The sequence below is a fragment of the Streptomyces sp. AM6-12 genome, from assembly GCF_044327085.1.
In the GTDB taxonomy this organism is placed as follows: domain Bacteria; phylum Actinomycetota; class Actinomycetes; order Streptomycetales; family Streptomycetaceae; genus Streptomyces.
In genome coordinates, this window is record NZ_JBIQWN010000001.1 from 4,670,807 (window position 1) to 4,685,995 (window position 15,189).

Sequence of the window (15,189 nt, forward strand, 5' to 3'; positions counted from 1 at the left end):
TGCGCGCAAGGGCGCTGCCGCGCGTGCCGCCGCCTTCCGCGGGTCCGTTGTGGCGGGTCGCGCGGTTCCCCGCGCCCCTGGGGGTTGCGGTGCCGTCGGCTGTCACGGCCCCCGGAGGGATGCTCACGGTCGCCAGCGCACCCGGTGTTCCGCCAGATGCGCCAGTACCGCGTGGTTCGCCTCCCAGCCGTCGGGGAACTTGACCAGGGCGCCCAGGGGGACCGGTTCGGTGGAGGGGTAGTCGTCCAGGAGGCCGGTCACGCCCTCGCGGCAGACCACGATGCAGGCGTGGCGGTGCCGGGAGGCGAGGACGCACAGGCGGCCGGTCTCCAGGTGGAAGGCGGTGGCGTCGGGGCGGCCGGAGAGCGGGTGCAGGACGACCGTGACGTCGTACTCGCGGCCCTGGAGCCGGTTCGCGGTGTCGACCGTCACGTCTGGCACGCCCAGGGCCGTCAGCGCGGAGCGCACCGCGGCCGCCTGGTCGCGGTGGGCGGTGCCGACGGCGATCCGGGCGGCGGTCAGCGGCGCCGGGTCGGGCGAGCCCTCGGAGAGCGCCGCGCCGCCCCGGTCCAGCAGGCGCCGGACCACCGCCGCCACCGCCCGCACCGCCTCCGGGTCGGTGCGCGGGGTGTGCCGGGCGGGCAGCTCCAGCAGGCCCCAGCCGGAGGCGGCCGCCTCGTCGATCACCCGGTCCGGGCCCGAGCCGTCGGAGGGCACCGCGAAGCCGAGCCGGCGGTCACCGGGCCCGGTGCCGCTGCGGAACGGGGTGTACGGGTAGAACGCGTCCGAGACCAGGGGCGCCGCGGAGGCCGGCAGCCGCCAGGAGACCGGCAGCCGGTGCTGCGGCAGCCGGGGGTTGTGGGCCAGCAGCGTGGTGACGGCGGAGGCCGAGGGGTCGTACGACAGCCCCGCCCACTGCTCGCTGCCGACGATCGCGAACGGGTCCAGCTGGCCGGGGTCGCCCACGAACAGTGCCCGCTCGAACAGGCCGGCGACCGCGAGCAGGGAGTCCGAGCGCATCTGGTACGCCTCGTCCACGATCGCGTGCCGCCAGGGCTCGTCCACCGTCACATGCGCCCACTTCGCGGCCGTGGACAGCACCACCGGCAGCCCGGCGAGATCGGCCGCCTTCGCCGACGTACGCACCTGGGGCAAGTCGTCCAGCGCCTTGTCGTACGCCTCCGCGTCGCTGCTGTGCAGCCGCCCCACCGGCAGCTCCGGGTTCTTCCCGGCGAGGCGCAGCACCAGGTCGTCCACCTGCGCGTTGGTCTGCGCCACCACCATCAGCGGGCGCCCCGCGTCCGCGAGTTCGAGTGCCGCCCGCACCACCAGCGTGGATTTGCCCGCGCCGGGCGGCGAGTCGACCACCACGCCCCGCTCGGTGCCGTGCAGCGTGTCGTGGAGGATCGCGTCCGTGGCGCGCGCGGCGGCGGCTCCGGGGTCCGCCTCGACGGTCGTCACAGCACGTCCTCCTCGGTGATCGGATCGGCGGCCTCCGCCACGGCCTCGCCGGGCGGCCCGCCGTGCGTCCACGGCGTCTGTTCCGGGTCGGGCAGCTTCGCCCCGCCGCGCTGCTCGTGCTCGAAGAGGGTGAAGCAGACCCGCTCGCCCTTCTCCGGCACCGAGCCCGGCTCCGGCTCCCTGCCGCGCCCCATCTTGTCGAGGACGCGCAGTACGACCGCGTCCTCGGCCGCCCGCTCCACGAACTCCGCCGACTGCGGCCGGCCGCCCAGCGACCGGTACACCCTGACGCGCTCCGCGAGCTGCGGCCGGTCGTCGGTGCGGACCGTCACCAGCGGGCGCGGGCTCGGCCGCTTGCCCTCGCTGTACGCCATGACGACCTCGGTGACCTCGCCCGCGAACGCCTCCCCGGCCAGCCGCCGCCCCGCCATCACCAGCGGATCGTCCAGCGCCTCCTGCGCCTCCAGCCGGGCCTGCTCCCGCTCGCGGGCGGCCAGTTTGTTCGCCGCCGTCACCGCGTCGTCCCGGCGCGGCTGCGGGGGCTCCCCGGCGAGCACCCGGTCCCGGTGCCCGGTGAACGACCAGCGGTCCCGCACCCAGCGCTCCCCGGCATGCCCGCCTTCCGGCAGCGCCCGCAGCAGGTCCAGGCCCCGCCACACCGCCTCCCAGGTGGGCCGGGTCTGGCCCTCGATCAGCTCGCGGATCTCCCGCTCGGCGCGGGTGAGCGCGGCCAGCCGGTCGTCGGCCTCCAGCGGGTCCTCGGCGGCGGCGAGGGCGGTGCGCGCCCGGTCGTACCGCCCGATCGCCGGGGCCAGCAGCTTGTTGTCGAACGCCGGGTCGGTGGCGGGACCGGCCGGCGGGCACCGCAGCTGCCCGGCCTCGTCGCGCGCCAGCTCCGCCGCCCGCGCTGCCTCGGCGCCGCTCATCCCCTCCGGGGGGTCGATCCACGCCAGCAGCGCCCCGAGGTGCTGGTCCTCCAGGCCCGACTGGCCGGTCGCCCAGTGCCGGGAGAGCACATCGGTGAGGGCGAGCAGCAGCGCGGAGCCGGGGACGCGGGCCCGCTCCCCGTAGTGGGTGAGCCAGCGCCCGAGCAGCGGCACCCGCGGCGGCGCCGGATAGGGGGCCTCCGGGTCCTGTTCCGCGGTGCGGCGAAAGCGCATGGAGCGGCCGAGCAGCCGTACGAACTCCAGGCCGGCGCGGCTCGGCACGATCAGCTGGGGCGCGTCCGCGCACAGCTCCGTCTCCACCTTGACCCGCTTGCCGGTCTCCGGGTCGGTCTCGGTGCGCTCGGCGGCCTCCACCTCGGTGGCGTAGGAGTCGATGTACGGCAGGACCACATCGGCCAGTTCGGCGAGGAACGCGAACCGCAGCTCGCGGTCGCGGGGCTGCGGTACGACCAGCAGCCGGGGCGCGTCCCGGTCGGTGCCGACCAGCGCGCCGAGCGGGGCGCCGGCCTCGCCCGCGGTGGTGAGCGGCACGAACACCAGCGGACGGCCGGACAGATGCCGGTGCCGCACGGTCGCGGCGGCCTGGGCCCGCCCGCTGCCGACGGCCTCCAGGCGGGCGAGGGTGTCGATCAGCGACATACGGCTGCCACCTCCCGGTTCCGGGCCTCCTGGAGCGCCTCGGCGCGCAGGGCCGCCGCCCGGCGCAGGGCCGCGACCGCCGGGTCGTCCGGGTCGCCCAGCTCGCCGTGGGCCGCCGCGAGGACGTCCCCGACCGTGGTCAGGCCGCCCAGTTCGGCACGCAGCGGCCGGCCGAGCGGGGTGACCGCGCCGGCCGCGCGGGCCCGCTCGCGGCAGTGGAAGGCCAGTTCGCAGGCGGACAGGCACTCGGGCGCGTACGTCGCCGGGACCGCCGCCACCGCGGCCGTCAGCTCCTCGGGGTCCCGGTCGGGCGCGAAGCAGGTGCCCTCGGGCAGGGAGCCGGCGATCTCCTCGATCCGGGTGAGCCGGGCGAGCTGCCGCGCGGTGACCGCCCGCTGCTTGCGCACGTCCACGGCGGAGCCGGCCGGCAGGTTCGAGAAGTCCTTCGGGCACACCAGCAGCACCTGGTAGCGCACCCGCGGGGCGGGGTCGAGCCGGGCGGCCACGTCCTCCAGGGCGAGCACGTACACCGCGGCCTGCCGGGCGGCGGCGCCCACCTTCGCCGGGTCCGCGGAACCGTCCAGCACCGGGAAGGACTTGATCTCCACCACGGACCAGCTGCCGTCCGGGTGCACCACCACCGCGTCCGGCTCCAGGAACGCGAGCGAGCCCGCCACGTCCAAGGCGAGCATCGGGTGGTCCAGCAGTGTCCAGCCGCCCGCGCGGGTGGCCTCGCGCAGCGCGAGCGCCGTACGCGCCGTACGGCCCTCGGGGCCCTGGGCGGTCAGGTCGGGCACCGCGGCGCACCCGGGCGGCTCGGCGGCCGGGTCGAGGCGGGTGTGCGCGAGGCGCAGCAGCTCGGCGCCGCCGTCGGCCTTCACCTTCGCCTCGAACGCGTTGCCGCGGGTCAGCGCGAACTGCGACTGGCCGAAGCCGGAGGGCGCCCCGAGCGCGCTCGCCAGCCTGGCCTTGTCCACTCCGGCGCCGTCCAGGATCGCCCGTCTGCGGCAGCCGGGGTTGGCGGCCAGCGCCGCGAGGGCGCGGGCGTCCAGGGCCTTCGCCGGTACGCCGGGGCCGCGCAGCTCAGCGAGCCGGTGCCGGAGCCCCGTCGCCCGCGTCCGTGGGGGAGGGGTCCGGCTCGGCTCCGGCGCCGGGCCGCGACTCGCGCTGCCGTGGAATTCGCTCACCCGCGGAAGTCTGGCATCCGCCACTGACAATCGGGGAACTTCCGGCCGCGGAGCCCTTGAACAGGCGGGCGCGGACCAGGTCGACGGCCCGCAGTACGCGCGGCGCGAGCAGGTGGCCCACGCCCATCACGGCGACGCCGGCGAGCGCGTCCAGCAGGTAGTGGTTGGCGGTGCCCATGACGACCAGCGCGGTGCCCAGCGGATAGAGCACGCCCAGGACCTTGGTGAGCCGGTTGCCGCCGTGCCGCCACAGCATCAGCCCGCACCACAGCGCCCAGCCGACGTGCAGGCTCGGCATCGCCGCGTACTGGTTGGTCATGCCGCCCAGGCCGCGCGGGGCGCTGGCGTCGCCGCCCCACCAGCCGTACGCGCTGTAGTGGGCCATGGTGTCCACGAAGCCCTGGTCGGCGGCGAGCAGCCGGGGCGGGCAGGTCGGCACCAGGGTGAAGCCGATCAGTCCGATGAACGTGGACGTCATCAGCCAGGCGCGGGCCCGCCGGTAGTGCTCGGCGCGGTTGCGGAACAGCCAGACGAGGATCGCGGGCGTGACCAGGTAGTGCAGCGAGGCGTACCAGAAGTCCGCGGGTATCCCCAGCCAGGGCTCGCGGGTGAACAGGCGGTTGAGGGGGTGCTCGGCGTTCAGGTGGAGCAGCTTCTCGGCGCGCAGCAGGGCCAGGCCGTGGTCCACGGCGTCGTCGACGTCGCCGCGCACCAGGAGGCGGCCGGCCGAGTAGCAGCCGTAGACCAGGACGAGCAGCGGCAGCTCGGTCCACCAGCGCAACCGGGTGCGGGGCGCCACCTCGGTGCCCGGTGTCTCGGTCTGCGGCATCCGATCGCCCTCCCCCTTCTGCGGTACGGCCACCCGGCGGGCGACCGTGCCACTTTACGGTGTCCTTCCGCGGCCCACGCGGGTGCTCCGGAGCTCGCCCGGCGGTGGGCGGCCCCGGCCCACAAAGACGCCGGGACCGGGCGCGGGGTTGCCCCACACGGGTGAGCGATGATGGAGGGGCCGACTCTCGTTGTTCCTGTGGCGTCTTCTGGGCGTCCGTCTCCCGGAAAGGTCCCCCATGGCACCGCGCATCCTGCTGGCCCGGCACGGACAGACGGCATGGTCGCTGTCCGGCAAGCACACCGGCAGGACCGATGTGCCGCTCCTGGAGGAGGGCCGGCACGGCGCGAAGCTGCTCGGCGAACGCCTGCACCGGGCGCCGCTGGACGGGCTGCCCGGTGTGGCGGTGCGCACCAGCCCGCTCGTGCGCGCCGCGGAGACCTGCGCGCTGGCCGGGTTCGGGGAGCGGGCCGAGACCTGGGACGCGCTGATGGAGTGGGACTACGGCGCGTACGAGGGCCTGACTCCGGCGGAGATCCAGGCCGTCCGCCCCGGCTGGCTGATCTGGCGCGACGGCGTCCCCGAAGGGGAGAGCGTCGCGGAGGTCACCGCCCGCGCGGACGAGGTCGTCACCTGGGCCCGCTCCGCCGACCGGGACGTCCTCCTCTTCGCCCACGGCCACATCCTGCGCTCCCTGGCCGCGCGCTGGCTGGGCTTCCCGCTGGACTTCGGCGCCCGTATCCGCCTGAACCCTACGTCCCTGTCGATCCTGGGCTGGGCGTACGGCGAACCGGCACTGGAGAGCTGGAACGACGTGGGTCACTTGGCGGGCTAGGAGCCAACGCCTCCGGGGGGCCGGGCGCGATCCACGGCTCCGCTGCGAGCCGGCGCCGATCTACGGCTCGCTGCGGGCCGGGGCGATCTACGGCTCCGCCGCGGGCAGGGTCCGACCCACGGATCCGGCGCGTGGGCGCGACAGGCCGCTCACAGCCCGCGGGCCGACGACGGCAGCCCCCCGCCTCGTCCACCAGTCCCTGCCGCTTCCATCAGCCCCCGGCCGCTTCCGTCGCCCCCCGGCCCCCCCGTCACGCTCCCGCCACCCTCGGATACGCCTTGTGCCGGTCGAGGAAGTCCGAGACCCCCGCCGCCCGCCGGTGCGGCAGCAGCACCCGCGCGGTGCCCGCCAGCATCGTCTGGATGCGCGACGACTGCACCTGGTCCAGGAGCGACAGCACCCGCATCCCCGCCTCCGCCGCCTCGTCCGGCCGGCCCTCGCGCGCGAGGTCGTCCGCGAGTTCCGCCGTGTACAGGGCGATGTTCCGGGTGAAATGGGGGTCCTGGAGGTCCGCCGCCCGCCGGGCGTGCCGGGACGCCCGCGGCCAGTCGCCCAGCATGGACCAGCACTGCGCCTCCAGCCCCTCCAGCTCGGCCTCGCCGTAGAAGCTCATCCACTCGGGGTCCGCCTCGGAGCGCCCCCGCGCGAACAGCGCCTGCGCCCGTGCGAGCGCCCGCGCGCAGCCGGTGCGGTCGGCCAGCCCCGCCCAGCCGCCCGCCTCCCGCAGCGCCAGCAGCGAGTTCAGCCGGTCGGAACCGAGCGACCGGGCCGCCCGCTGCGCGGCCTGCGCGGCGCGCACCGCCTCCCGCGGCCGGCCCGCGTCCCGCGCGAGGAACGCGGTGTTGCAGAAGGCGTGCGCCTCCAGCCCCTCGTCCCCGGTCATCCGGGCCGTGGCCAGCGCCTCCGCGTAGTGCGAGCGCGCGTCGTCGAAACGGCCGGAGTCGTGCGCCAGCCAGCCCACGGAGATGGCGAGTTCACCCGCGCCCGTGTGCAGCCGCTCGACGGTGGCCTGCCGGGTCGCGCCGGCGTCCAGCAGCGCGTACGCCGCGCGCAGGGGAGCCGCCGCGCGCCGATAGAGGCCGTCCGCGCCGTGCCGGTCGTCCAGCAGCCGGATCCGGCGGACCGCCTCCTCCAGGGCCGTCGCCTCGGTGCTGCCGGGCCGGCGCGAGCGGCGGGGCGCGGGCACGGCGTCCGGGGTGAGCCGCAGGGGGCCCAGCGCGGCGGCGGCCACGGTGGCGCCCCCGCCGGTCATGAATGCGCGACGCAGCACGTCGCTCTCCTCGTGGTTCGGATGGTCGTACGGGTACGGCCCCTCAGGGCCGTACGCCTCGTGCGGGTCATACGGGTCGTGCTGGTCCGGCGGCTCGAACGCGTCGCCGCCCGCCACGGCGGCGGCCTCCCGCACGACGGGAGACGGCGTGGCCGTACGCGCCGCGCGGCCGCGGACGGACGAGCGGGGCGCGAAGCCGAGGTCGGCGAGCGTACGACCGGGGAACATGTGCAGGAACACCCGCTCGTAGGCGTAGTTCGGGCAGCGGATCTCACCCGCCTCCACCCGCCCGACATAGCGCGCGTCACAGCTCACCCGCTCACCGATCTCCCGCGCGGCCCGCCGCACCAGCGCCGCGAACTCGGCCGGTGAGCGCCGGCCGCGCAGCCGCCGGAAGGCGAGGTTCGGCCGGGGTGGCCGTTCGGGCTGTGACGAGGTCACGGTAGACGACGCCATGGCCGGGTCCTCTCGTGCGAACCGTCGAACCATGCCGGTGCCGGGGCGGGTTCGGGACATGGCGCCCGAGTGGTGCCCTGGTTCCGGCGAGCAAGAACGTACCGGCTGTGAGGGTCCCGCCACGCTGGGTTTGGCCACAAAAGCGGATATCTCATCCGCGAACTGCCATGAAGTGCCATCCTTTGCGGCGCACTTGTGCCGTAGCCGTTGACAGGTTGGCGCGTTGAACATGTTGACCGCGACAGTGCTGTGTGGTGGAGGCGGGCATGGAGACCAGCCAGAGCAAGAAACCGTGTACCCCGCCGCTGTCGCCCGGCTCGGGCGACACGGTGTGCGACCTGGTGACCGTACCGGCCCGGCAGGGCCTCGAAGCGGTCGACATCCTCCGGCGCGGTGCCGCGGACGCGGTCGGACCGGTGCTGCACGACGACGACCGCGACACCCTCGGCTTCCTGGTGCCCGCCGGCACCGCGGCCGGCTGGGACGTGCCGGGCAGCACCTGCACCCAGACCAACGGGCGCGGGCTGCGGCTCGCCCCGGAGCCCCCGGTCGCGGGCGCCGACTGGCTCCTGCCCCCCGGCGACGACGCCGACCTCGCCACCGACCCGGTCGTGCTGCGCGAGGCCCTCGGGGAGGCGGCGCGTCTGATCGAGGCCGCCGACAACTGCCGCTGACACGTCTACCGCGGGGACCTGCGAAGCTCCCGCGGGGACCTGCGAAAATGGCCAAATGGGCAGGTCCAGGAACCCGCGGCGCGCAGCGGCCGCCGCCACCGCCGTCGAGGAAGCCGTCGACGGCGGTCTCGCGCGGCTCGTCCCCGACCCGGACCGGAGCCGGGCCTGGACGCTGCTGATCGACGGGGCGCCCCAGTCACACGTCGACCTGGACGACCCGGCGTACCTCTCCTTCGAGTACCAGCGCCGCCTCGGCCATGTCATCGACCTCGCCGCCCCGCCCGGCAAGCCGGTGCACGCCGTCCACCTGGGCGGCGGCGCGTTCACCCTCGCCCGCTACGTCGCCGCCACCCGGCCCCGCTCCACCCAGCAGGTCGTGGAGCGCGACGCGCGTCTGGTGCAACTGGTCCGCCGGGAGCTGCCGCTGGACCCCGGCGCCCGGATCCGGGTGCGCTCGGCGGACGCCCGTGCGGGTCTCGCCAAGGTGCCCGACGGCTGGGCCGATCTGATCATCGCCGATGTCTTCAGCGGCGCCCGCACGCCCGCCCACCTCACCTCCACCGAGTTCCTGGACGAGGTCCGCCGCGCCCTGAAACCCTCCGGGATCTACGCCGCCAACCTCGCCGACGGCCCGCCGCTCGCCCATCTGCGCGGCCAGATCGCCACCGCCGCCGCCCGGTTCGGCGAACTCGCGCTGATCGCCGACCCGGCCGTGCTGCGCGGCAAACGCTTCGGCAACGCGGTCCTGGTCGCCGCCGACCTGCCACTGCCGCTCGCCGAACTCACTCGGCGCGCCGCCTCCGACCCGCACACCGCACGCGTCGAACACGGCCGCCCGCTCACCGACTTCACCGGCGGCGCGCCGCCCGTCACGGACGCGGCGGCCGTGGACTCCCCGGCGCCGCCGCCCTCCGTGTTCCGCTGAGCGTTCCGCTGAGCCCCGGCCGGCCGCCTCAGTAGGTGCCGATGTCCACGTGCGGCGGGCCGTCGTGCCAGGCGCAGAACACCGACACCCGGTCCGTGCCCCGGCTGAACTCCACCCGGATCCACGTCTGCGTCTTCCACACCTGCATCGACCAGCCGGCCCCCGGCGTCGCCGAGACGAGCGTCGCATCGGCCGCGCCCAGCTCGAACACCGCACGGCCGCCGTCGGTGTCGTACGCCCTGACCTTCCCGGAGGCGGTGGAGGAGGGAGCGGGCCCGGAGCGGGGGCCCGGCGAGCGGTGGACGGTCGCCTCGGCGGAGCGGGACGGCGGCGGGGGCGCGGAGTGCGACCGGGACGGCCGCGGGCCAGGAGCCGTGGCCGACGTCGCCATCGTCGTCGGGGCGGGCGCCGGCCCGACCGGCAGCGCGCGCGGCGGGGCGGGCGCCGTCCCGGCCATCACCGTGTGCACGCCCCACCACGACAGCGTGACCGCCGCGCCCGTCGCGAGCAGCCAGGCCAGTACGTGTACGAGTCCTCTGCGCATCGCGGTCCATCCTGCCCCAACCGCTCGCGCGGACCCCACCGGCCGGTGCCGGTTGTCCACAGCCGGGGAGTTGTCCACAGGCCCGCACCGGCTTCCCGCGCATGGCGTACGGTGCGGCGCATGGCAAGTCTGCTCGTGGTCGAGGACGACCAGTTCGTACGCTCCGCGCTCATCCGGCAGTTGACCGACGCCTCGCACACCGTGCGCTCCGTCGGCACCGCGCTGGAGGCGCTGCGCGAGGTCGCCCACCACCGTTTCGACGTGGTCGTCCTGGACCTCGGGCTGCCCGACCTGGACGGCTCCGAGGCCCTGAAGATGCTGCGCGGCATCACCGACGTGCCCGTCATCATCGCCACCGCGCGCGACGACGAGGCGGAGATAGTCCGGCTGTTGAACGCGGGCGCGGACGACTACCTGACCAAGCCGTTCTCCGTCGGCCACCTGTGCGCCCGGATCTCCGCGGTGCTGCGCCGCGCCCGCGCCACCGGCGGCGAGGACCCGCCCTCCAGCGTGCTGCGGGTCGGCGGCCTGACCGTGGACCCGCTGCGCCGCCAGGCCGAGCTGGACGGCACCCGGCTCGACCTCACCCGCCGCGAGTTCGACCTGCTCGCCTTCCTCGCCGGACGCCCCGGCGTCGTCGTCCCGCGCAGAGAACTGCTCGCCGAGGTCTGGCAGCAGTCGTACGGCGACGACCAGACCATCGACGTCCATCTGTCCTGGCTGCGCCGGAAACTGGGGGAGACGGCGGCCCGGCCGCGCTATCTGCACACGCTCCGCGGCGTCGGCGTGAAGCTGGAACCCCCGGCGGACGTGGAGCCGCCGCGATGAGGTGGGCCCTGGTCAAGGTCTGCCTGGCGGTCACCACCATGGTCGTCGTCGCCTTCGCCGTGCCGCTCGGCCTGGTGGTCCGGGAGATGGCCCGCGACCGTGCCTTCGCGGGCGCCGAGCGGGAGGCCGCCGCCGTGGCGCCCGCGCTGTCCATCACCACCGACCGGGACGAACTGGAGCGCGTGGTGGCCGCCGCCGGCGCCGGCTCCCACCTGGCCGTCCACCTGCCCGCCGAGGGCACCCGCGCCGCCCTCGACATAGGCGCCACCCACACCACCGGCCACGACATCCGGGCGGTACGACGCCTCGGCCGGGCCTCCACCGCCACCGTCACCGGCGGCTTCGCCCTGCTCCAGCCGGTGGCGCTCGGTTCCGGCGCGATCGCCGTCGTCGAGGTATACGTCCCGGAGTCCGAGGTGACCCACGGCGTCGGCACCGCCTGGGCCGTGCTGGCCGGGGTCGGCCTCGCGCTGATCGTCGGCTCGGTCGCCGTCGCCGACCGGCTCGGGGTGCGCATGGTGCGGCCCGCGCGCCGGCTGGTCGAGGGCGCGCGGGAACTGGGCGAGGGCGAGCTGGGCGCGCGGGTGCCGGAGGAGGGCCCGACCGAACTGCGGCTCGCGGCCGTCGCGTTCAACTCCATGGCCGACCAGGTCGTCCGGCTCCTCGCGAGCGAGCGGGAGCTGGCCGCCGACCTCTCCCACCGGCTGCGCACCCCGCTCACCGTCCTGCGGCTGAACGCCGCCTCACTGGGCGCCGGACCGGCCGCCGAGCAGACCCGCGCGGCCGTCACCCAGCTGGAGCGGGAGGTGGACACCATCATCCGCACGGCACGGGAGGCCAAGCCCCAGACGGCCGCGCCCGGTCCCGGCGCCGGGTGCGACGCGGCCGAAGTGGTGGGCGAGCGGATGGAGTTCTGGTCCGCGCTCGCCGAGGACGAGGGACGCGCCTGGCGGGTGGCCGGGGTGGACCGCGCGGTGCGGATACCCGTGGCCCGCACCGACCTGGCCGCCGCGCTCGACGCCCTGCTCGGCAATGTCTTCCGGCACACCCCGGAGGGCACCGCCTTCGCGGTGGACGTGCACCAGGGCGAGGACGCGGTGATCATGCTGGTCTCCGACGCGGGCCCCGGCATACCCGACCCCGAGGCGGCGCTGGCCCGCGGCCGGGGCTCGGGGAGCACGGGCTCGACCGGGCTCGGCCTCGACATCGTGCGCCGACTCGCCGAGTCCACCGGCGGCGACGTCCGCATCGGCGCCTCGGTGCTCGGCGGCAGCGAGATACGCATCCGCTTCCAGCGGGACCCGCGCGGCCCCCGGCGCCGGGGACACCGGGGTGCCGTGCGACGGCGCGGGGCACGCCGGCTGGTCTCGACCTTTAACCGGCCCCGATCCCTTCCTTAAGCGAAGCCTAAGGACCGGGGCGGCCGCCCGCATCAAGCGGTTTGCCCGATTCCGGCTCGCTAGCGTGCTGCCGCACCACACCCCCACACCCGTGACGAACGAAGGCAGGCACGCGCATGAGCACGCACCGGCGCAGCATCAGTGGCAGGAACAAGGCGATAGGCGGCCTCATCGCCGCGGCCGTGGTCGGCGGCGCCGCGCTCCTGTTCACGGGCACGGCGAACGCGGCAGGGGTGAACGCCGCCTACACCCGGACCAGCGACTGGTCCACCGGCTACACCGGCCAGTACGTCGTCACCAACACCAGCGGCCAGCAGGAGAAGACCTGGACCCTGGAGTTCGACCTGCCGGCCGGGGCGAGGCTGTCCTCGCTGTGGAACGGCACCTCCAGCGTCAGCGGGAGCCATGTCACGGTCCGCCCCGCGAGCTGGGACACCACCGGTCTCGCCCCCGGCAAGTCGGTGACCGTCGGCTTCGTGGTCGAGGGCAGCGGCGCCCCGACGGGCTGTCGTATCGACAACAGCTCCTGCTCCACCGACGACGGCCCGGCCCCCGAGCCGAGCGGCCGCCCCACCGAGACCGGGACCCCCACCCCGGCCCCCACGCCCACCAAGACCACCAGCCCCGCCCCCACGCCCACCACGAGCACCGGTTCCGGCACCACCGCGTCCGCCGGGTTCGCCCCCTACGTGGACACCTCGCTCTACCCGGCCTTCGACCTCCTCGGCGCCGCCGACGCCACCGGGGTGAAGAACTACAACCTGGCCTTCATCACCGATGGCGGCGGCTGCACCCCCAAGTGGGGCGGCGTCACCGATGTCACGAGCGACGCCGTGGCCGCGCAGATCGGCGCCCTGCGCGCCAAGGGCGGCGATGTCCGGGTCTCCTTCGGCGGCGCCAGCGGCTCCGAGCTGGCCACCACCTGCTCCTCCGCGGACGCGCTCGCGGCGGCGTACGGCAAGGTGATCGACGCGTTCAAGCTGACCAAGGTCGACTTCGACGTGGAGGGCGGCGCGCTGCCGAACACGGCCGCCAACACCCGCCGCGCCCAGGCCATCGCCAAGCTCCAGGCCCAGCACCCCGGCCTGGACGTCTCCTTCACCCTCCCGGTGATGCCCGAGGGCCTCACCCAGGACGGCGTCAACCTGCTGTCCAACGCCAAGGCGAACGGCGTGCGGACCGGCACCGTCAACATCATGGCGATGGACTACGGCTCCTCGTACAGCGGCGACATGGGCGGCTACGCCGAGCAGGCCGCGACCGCCACCCAGGCCCAGGTCAAGAGCGTGCTCGGGCTCTCCGACGCGGCCGCCTGGAAGACCGTCGCCGTCACCCCGATGATCGGGGTCAACGACGTCTCCACCGAGACCTTCACGGTCGCCGACGCCACCCGGCTCGCGGGCTTCGCCACCGCCAAGGGCCTCGGCGGACTGTCCATGTGGTCCGGCGCCCGCGACCAGCAGTGCCCCGGCGGCCCCAAGCCCTCCGCCGACCCCACGTGCAGCTCCGTCGCCCAGGACAAGTGGGCGTTCTCGAAGGCGTTCGCCGCCTTCAAGTGAGTCACGGCAGGACCACGGACACGAGCCGGGGGCGCGGCGCCACTCCGCCGCGTCCCCGCCCCCGCGGTCAGCTCACGCCGCGTCCACCGGTGGCAGTTGGCCCGTCCGGGCCGCCCGGCTGTACCAGTGGGCGCTCGACTTGGGGATGCGCTCCAGGGTCGTGTAGTCGACGTACACCGCGCCGAACCGCTTGCCGTAGCCGTACGCCCACTCGAAGTTGTCCATCAGGGACCACAGGTAGTAGCCGCGCACATCGGCCCCGTCCGCGATGGCGCGCTCCACCTCGGCGAGGTGGGCGCGCAGATACGCGATGCGCTCGGGGTCGTGCACCCGGCCCTCGGCGTCCGGCTTGTCGTCGTAGGCCGCGCCGTTCTCCGTGATGTACAGCCGCAGCCCCGGCGCCTCCCGCGAATAGCGCATGACCAGCTCGTACAGGCCGCTCGGGTCGATGGTCCAGCCCATCTCGGTGCGCTCGCCCGGCGTCTGGTGGAACAGCACGTCGTCGGCGCCCGGCCAGGGGGAGTGCTCGCTGGCGCCGTGGCCGTCCGCGCGCGGGCCCGCGACCTCGCCGGGGGCGGCCGAGACCAGCGCGGGGGTGTAGTAGTTCAGGCCCAGCGCGTCCAGCGGCGCCCTGGCCGCGGCCAGATCGCCGTCCCGCACGAACGACCAGTCGGTGACCTGGGCGGTCGCCTCCAGCAGCGTGGCGGGGTACGCCCCGTGCAGCATCGGTCCGTGGAAGACGCCGTTGGCCAGGTCGTCGATGCGCCGCACCGCCGCCAGGTCGGCCGGGTCCGGCGTGAGCGGCCGTACCACCGAGGAGTTGAGGCTGACCGCGATCTGGTTGCGGGCCGGCATCACCGAGCGCAGCGCCGAGGCGGCGAGGCCATGGCCGAGGTTGAGGTGGTGCGCGGCGCGCAGCGCGGCCACCGGGTCGGTACGGCCGGGGGCGTGCACCCCGGAGCCGTAGCCCAGGAAGGCGCTGCACCAGGGCTCGTTGAGGGTGATCCACTGCTCCACCCGGTCGCCCAGCGCCTCCCCGACGAGCTGGGCGTACTCCGCGAACCGCAGCGCGGTCTCCCGTTCCGGCCAACCGCCCGCGTCCTCCAGCTCCTGCGGCAGGTCCCAGTGGTAGAGGGTGACGGCGGGCCGGATGCCGTGCTCCAGCAGGTCGTCCACGAGCCGGCGGTAGAAGTCCAGGCCCACCTGGACCGCGGGGCCCCGGCCGGTCGGCTGCACCCGCGACCAGGAGACGGAGAACCGGTAGGCGTTCAGGCCGAGGCCGGCCATCAGCGCGACGTCCTCGCGGTAGCGGTGGTAGTGGTCGACGGCGATGTCACCGTGGTCACCGCCCGCCGTTCTGCCCGGCGTATGGCTGAACGTGTCCCAGATCGAGGGGGTGCGGCCGCCCTCCCGCACCGCTCCCTCGATCTGGTAGGCCGAGGTCGCACAGCCCCAGAGGAAGTCGGTCGGGAAGGTGACGGGGGTGAGGGGTTCGGACATGGAAGCGCTCCCATGAGAGTTGGAGGGACCGGAGGTGGTGGGCGCACCGGGCGGGCGGCCCGCGGGGAAGAGACGGGCGCGGGCCGTGGGGCCGGGCGGGCGAGGGGGCCGGGCGGTGCGGGCCCGGCCCCGCGC

Annotated in this window: 13 protein-coding genes; 6 read left to right on the top strand and 7 right to left on the bottom strand. The window is 75.3% G+C overall.

The features are described from left to right. Positions 1–123: 123 nt before the first annotated feature. Genes ACE4Q9_RS21215 through ACE4Q9_RS21230 form a run of 4 tightly spaced genes read right to left on the bottom strand, consistent with a single transcriptional unit; the run spans position 124 to position 5,063 of the window. Positions 124–1,461 carry an AAA domain-containing protein gene (locus ACE4Q9_RS21215; RefSeq protein WP_397985793.1) on the bottom strand — a complete coding sequence of 446 codons (1,338 nt, stop codon included), beginning with the start codon at positions 1,459–1,461 and terminating at the stop codon, positions 124–126. Next, positions 1,458–3,047: a hypothetical protein gene (locus ACE4Q9_RS21220; RefSeq protein WP_397985794.1), complete on the bottom strand. Its 1,590-nt coding sequence runs from the start codon at positions 3,045–3,047 to the stop codon at positions 1,458–1,460. Before ACE4Q9_RS21220 ends, ACE4Q9_RS21215 begins: the two co-directional genes overlap by 4 nt. Then, positions 3,038–4,234: a hypothetical protein gene (locus ACE4Q9_RS21225; protein WP_397985795.1), complete on the bottom strand. Its 1,197-nt coding sequence runs from the start codon at positions 4,232–4,234 to the stop codon at positions 3,038–3,040. Before ACE4Q9_RS21225 ends, ACE4Q9_RS21220 begins: the two co-directional genes overlap by 10 nt. Beyond that, positions 4,131–5,063 (bottom strand): phosphatase PAP2 family protein, encoded by a 933-nt coding sequence (locus ACE4Q9_RS21230; protein ID WP_397985796.1) that lies wholly within the window; start codon positions 5,061–5,063, stop codon positions 4,131–4,133. The genes ACE4Q9_RS21225 and ACE4Q9_RS21230 overlap by 104 nt, the downstream gene beginning before the upstream one ends. Positions 5,064–5,301: 238 nt before the next feature. On the opposite strand from ACE4Q9_RS21230, the gene ACE4Q9_RS21235 reads away from it, so the two are divergent. Continuing rightward, positions 5,302–5,898, top strand: a complete 597-nt coding sequence (locus tag ACE4Q9_RS21235; RefSeq protein WP_397985797.1) for a histidine phosphatase family protein — start codon at positions 5,302–5,304, stop codon at positions 5,896–5,898. A gap of 250 nt (positions 5,899–6,148) precedes the next feature. Here the strand turns inward: ACE4Q9_RS21235 and ACE4Q9_RS21240 are convergent, their stop codons facing one another. Continuing rightward, a complete protein-coding gene (locus ACE4Q9_RS21240) occupies positions 6,149–7,624 on the bottom strand; it encodes a hypothetical protein (protein WP_397985798.1) in 1,476 nt (491 codons plus the stop codon). Between the two features lie 266 nt (positions 7,625–7,890). Here ACE4Q9_RS21240 and ACE4Q9_RS21245 point away from each other — a divergent pair, with 266 nt between their 5' ends. After that, positions 7,891–8,298 (top strand): hypothetical protein, encoded by a 408-nt coding sequence (locus tag ACE4Q9_RS21245; RefSeq protein WP_397985799.1) that lies wholly within the window; start codon positions 7,891–7,893, stop codon positions 8,296–8,298. A gap of 55 nt (positions 8,299–8,353) precedes the next feature. Next, positions 8,354–9,223 (top strand): spermidine synthase, encoded by an 870-nt coding sequence (locus tag ACE4Q9_RS21250; RefSeq protein ID WP_397985800.1) that lies wholly within the window; start codon positions 8,354–8,356, stop codon positions 9,221–9,223. 28 nt (positions 9,224–9,251) lie between these two features. Here the strand turns inward: ACE4Q9_RS21250 and ACE4Q9_RS21255 are convergent, their stop codons facing one another. Then, complete coding sequence (locus ACE4Q9_RS21255) at positions 9,252–9,767, bottom strand: hypothetical protein (protein ID WP_397985801.1); 516 nt, start codon at positions 9,765–9,767, stop codon at positions 9,252–9,254. Positions 9,768–9,887: 120 nt separating this feature from the next. Between ACE4Q9_RS21255 and ACE4Q9_RS21260 the strand changes: the two genes are divergently transcribed. The 3 genes from ACE4Q9_RS21260 to ACE4Q9_RS21270 all read left to right on the top strand — a co-directional run bounded on the left by ACE4Q9_RS21260 (position 9,888) and on the right by ACE4Q9_RS21270 (position 13,554). Further along, on the top strand, positions 9,888–10,595 hold the full coding sequence (locus ACE4Q9_RS21260; protein ID WP_397985802.1) for a response regulator transcription factor: 708 nt from the start codon (positions 9,888–9,890) through the stop codon (positions 10,593–10,595). Then, positions 10,592–11,995 (top strand): sensor histidine kinase, encoded by a 1,404-nt coding sequence (locus ACE4Q9_RS21265; protein WP_397985803.1) that lies wholly within the window; start codon positions 10,592–10,594, stop codon positions 11,993–11,995. The genes ACE4Q9_RS21260 and ACE4Q9_RS21265 overlap by 4 nt, the downstream gene beginning before the upstream one ends. Before the next feature lie 116 nt (positions 11,996–12,111). Continuing rightward, positions 12,112–13,554: a cellulose binding domain-containing protein gene (locus ACE4Q9_RS21270; protein WP_397985804.1), complete on the top strand. Its 1,443-nt coding sequence runs from the start codon at positions 12,112–12,114 to the stop codon at positions 13,552–13,554. 72 nt (positions 13,555–13,626) lie between these two features. On the opposite strand, the gene ACE4Q9_RS21275 is transcribed toward ACE4Q9_RS21270, so the two are convergent. After that, positions 13,627–15,054, bottom strand: a complete 1,428-nt coding sequence (locus tag ACE4Q9_RS21275) for a GH1 family beta-glucosidase (RefSeq protein WP_397985805.1) — start codon at positions 15,052–15,054, stop codon at positions 13,627–13,629. Positions 15,055–15,189 lie beyond the last annotated feature (135 nt).

Bases quoted from the DNA above. Each gene is read 5' to 3' on its own strand.
- ACE4Q9_RS21245 (WP_397985799.1), top strand. From the start codon at position 7,891: ATGGAGACCAGCCAGAGCAAGAAACCGTGTACCCCGCCGCTGTCGCCC.
- ACE4Q9_RS21255 (WP_397985801.1), bottom strand. From the start codon at position 9,767: ATGCGCAGAGGACTCGTACACGTACTGGCCTGGCTGCTCGCGACGGGC.
- ACE4Q9_RS21230 (WP_397985796.1), bottom strand. From the start codon at position 5,063: ATGCCGCAGACCGAGACACCGGGCACCGAGGTGGCGCCCCGCACCCGG.
- ACE4Q9_RS21220 (WP_397985794.1), bottom strand. From the start codon at position 3,047: ATGTCGCTGATCGACACCCTCGCCCGCCTGGAGGCCGTCGGCAGCGGG.
- ACE4Q9_RS21260 (WP_397985802.1), top strand. From the start codon at position 9,888: ATGGCAAGTCTGCTCGTGGTCGAGGACGACCAGTTCGTACGCTCCGCG.
- ACE4Q9_RS21270 (WP_397985804.1), top strand. From the start codon at position 12,112: ATGAGCACGCACCGGCGCAGCATCAGTGGCAGGAACAAGGCGATAGGC.
- ACE4Q9_RS21235 (WP_397985797.1), top strand. From the start codon at position 5,302: ATGGCACCGCGCATCCTGCTGGCCCGGCACGGACAGACGGCATGGTCG.
- ACE4Q9_RS21275 (WP_397985805.1), bottom strand. From the start codon at position 15,054: ATGTCCGAACCCCTCACCCCCGTCACCTTCCCGACCGACTTCCTCTGG.
- ACE4Q9_RS21265 (WP_397985803.1), top strand. From the start codon at position 10,592: ATGAGGTGGGCCCTGGTCAAGGTCTGCCTGGCGGTCACCACCATGGTC.
- ACE4Q9_RS21240 (WP_397985798.1), bottom strand. From the start codon at position 7,624: ATGGCGTCGTCTACCGTGACCTCGTCACAGCCCGAACGGCCACCCCGG.
- ACE4Q9_RS21250 (WP_397985800.1), top strand. From the start codon at position 8,354: ATGGGCAGGTCCAGGAACCCGCGGCGCGCAGCGGCCGCCGCCACCGCC.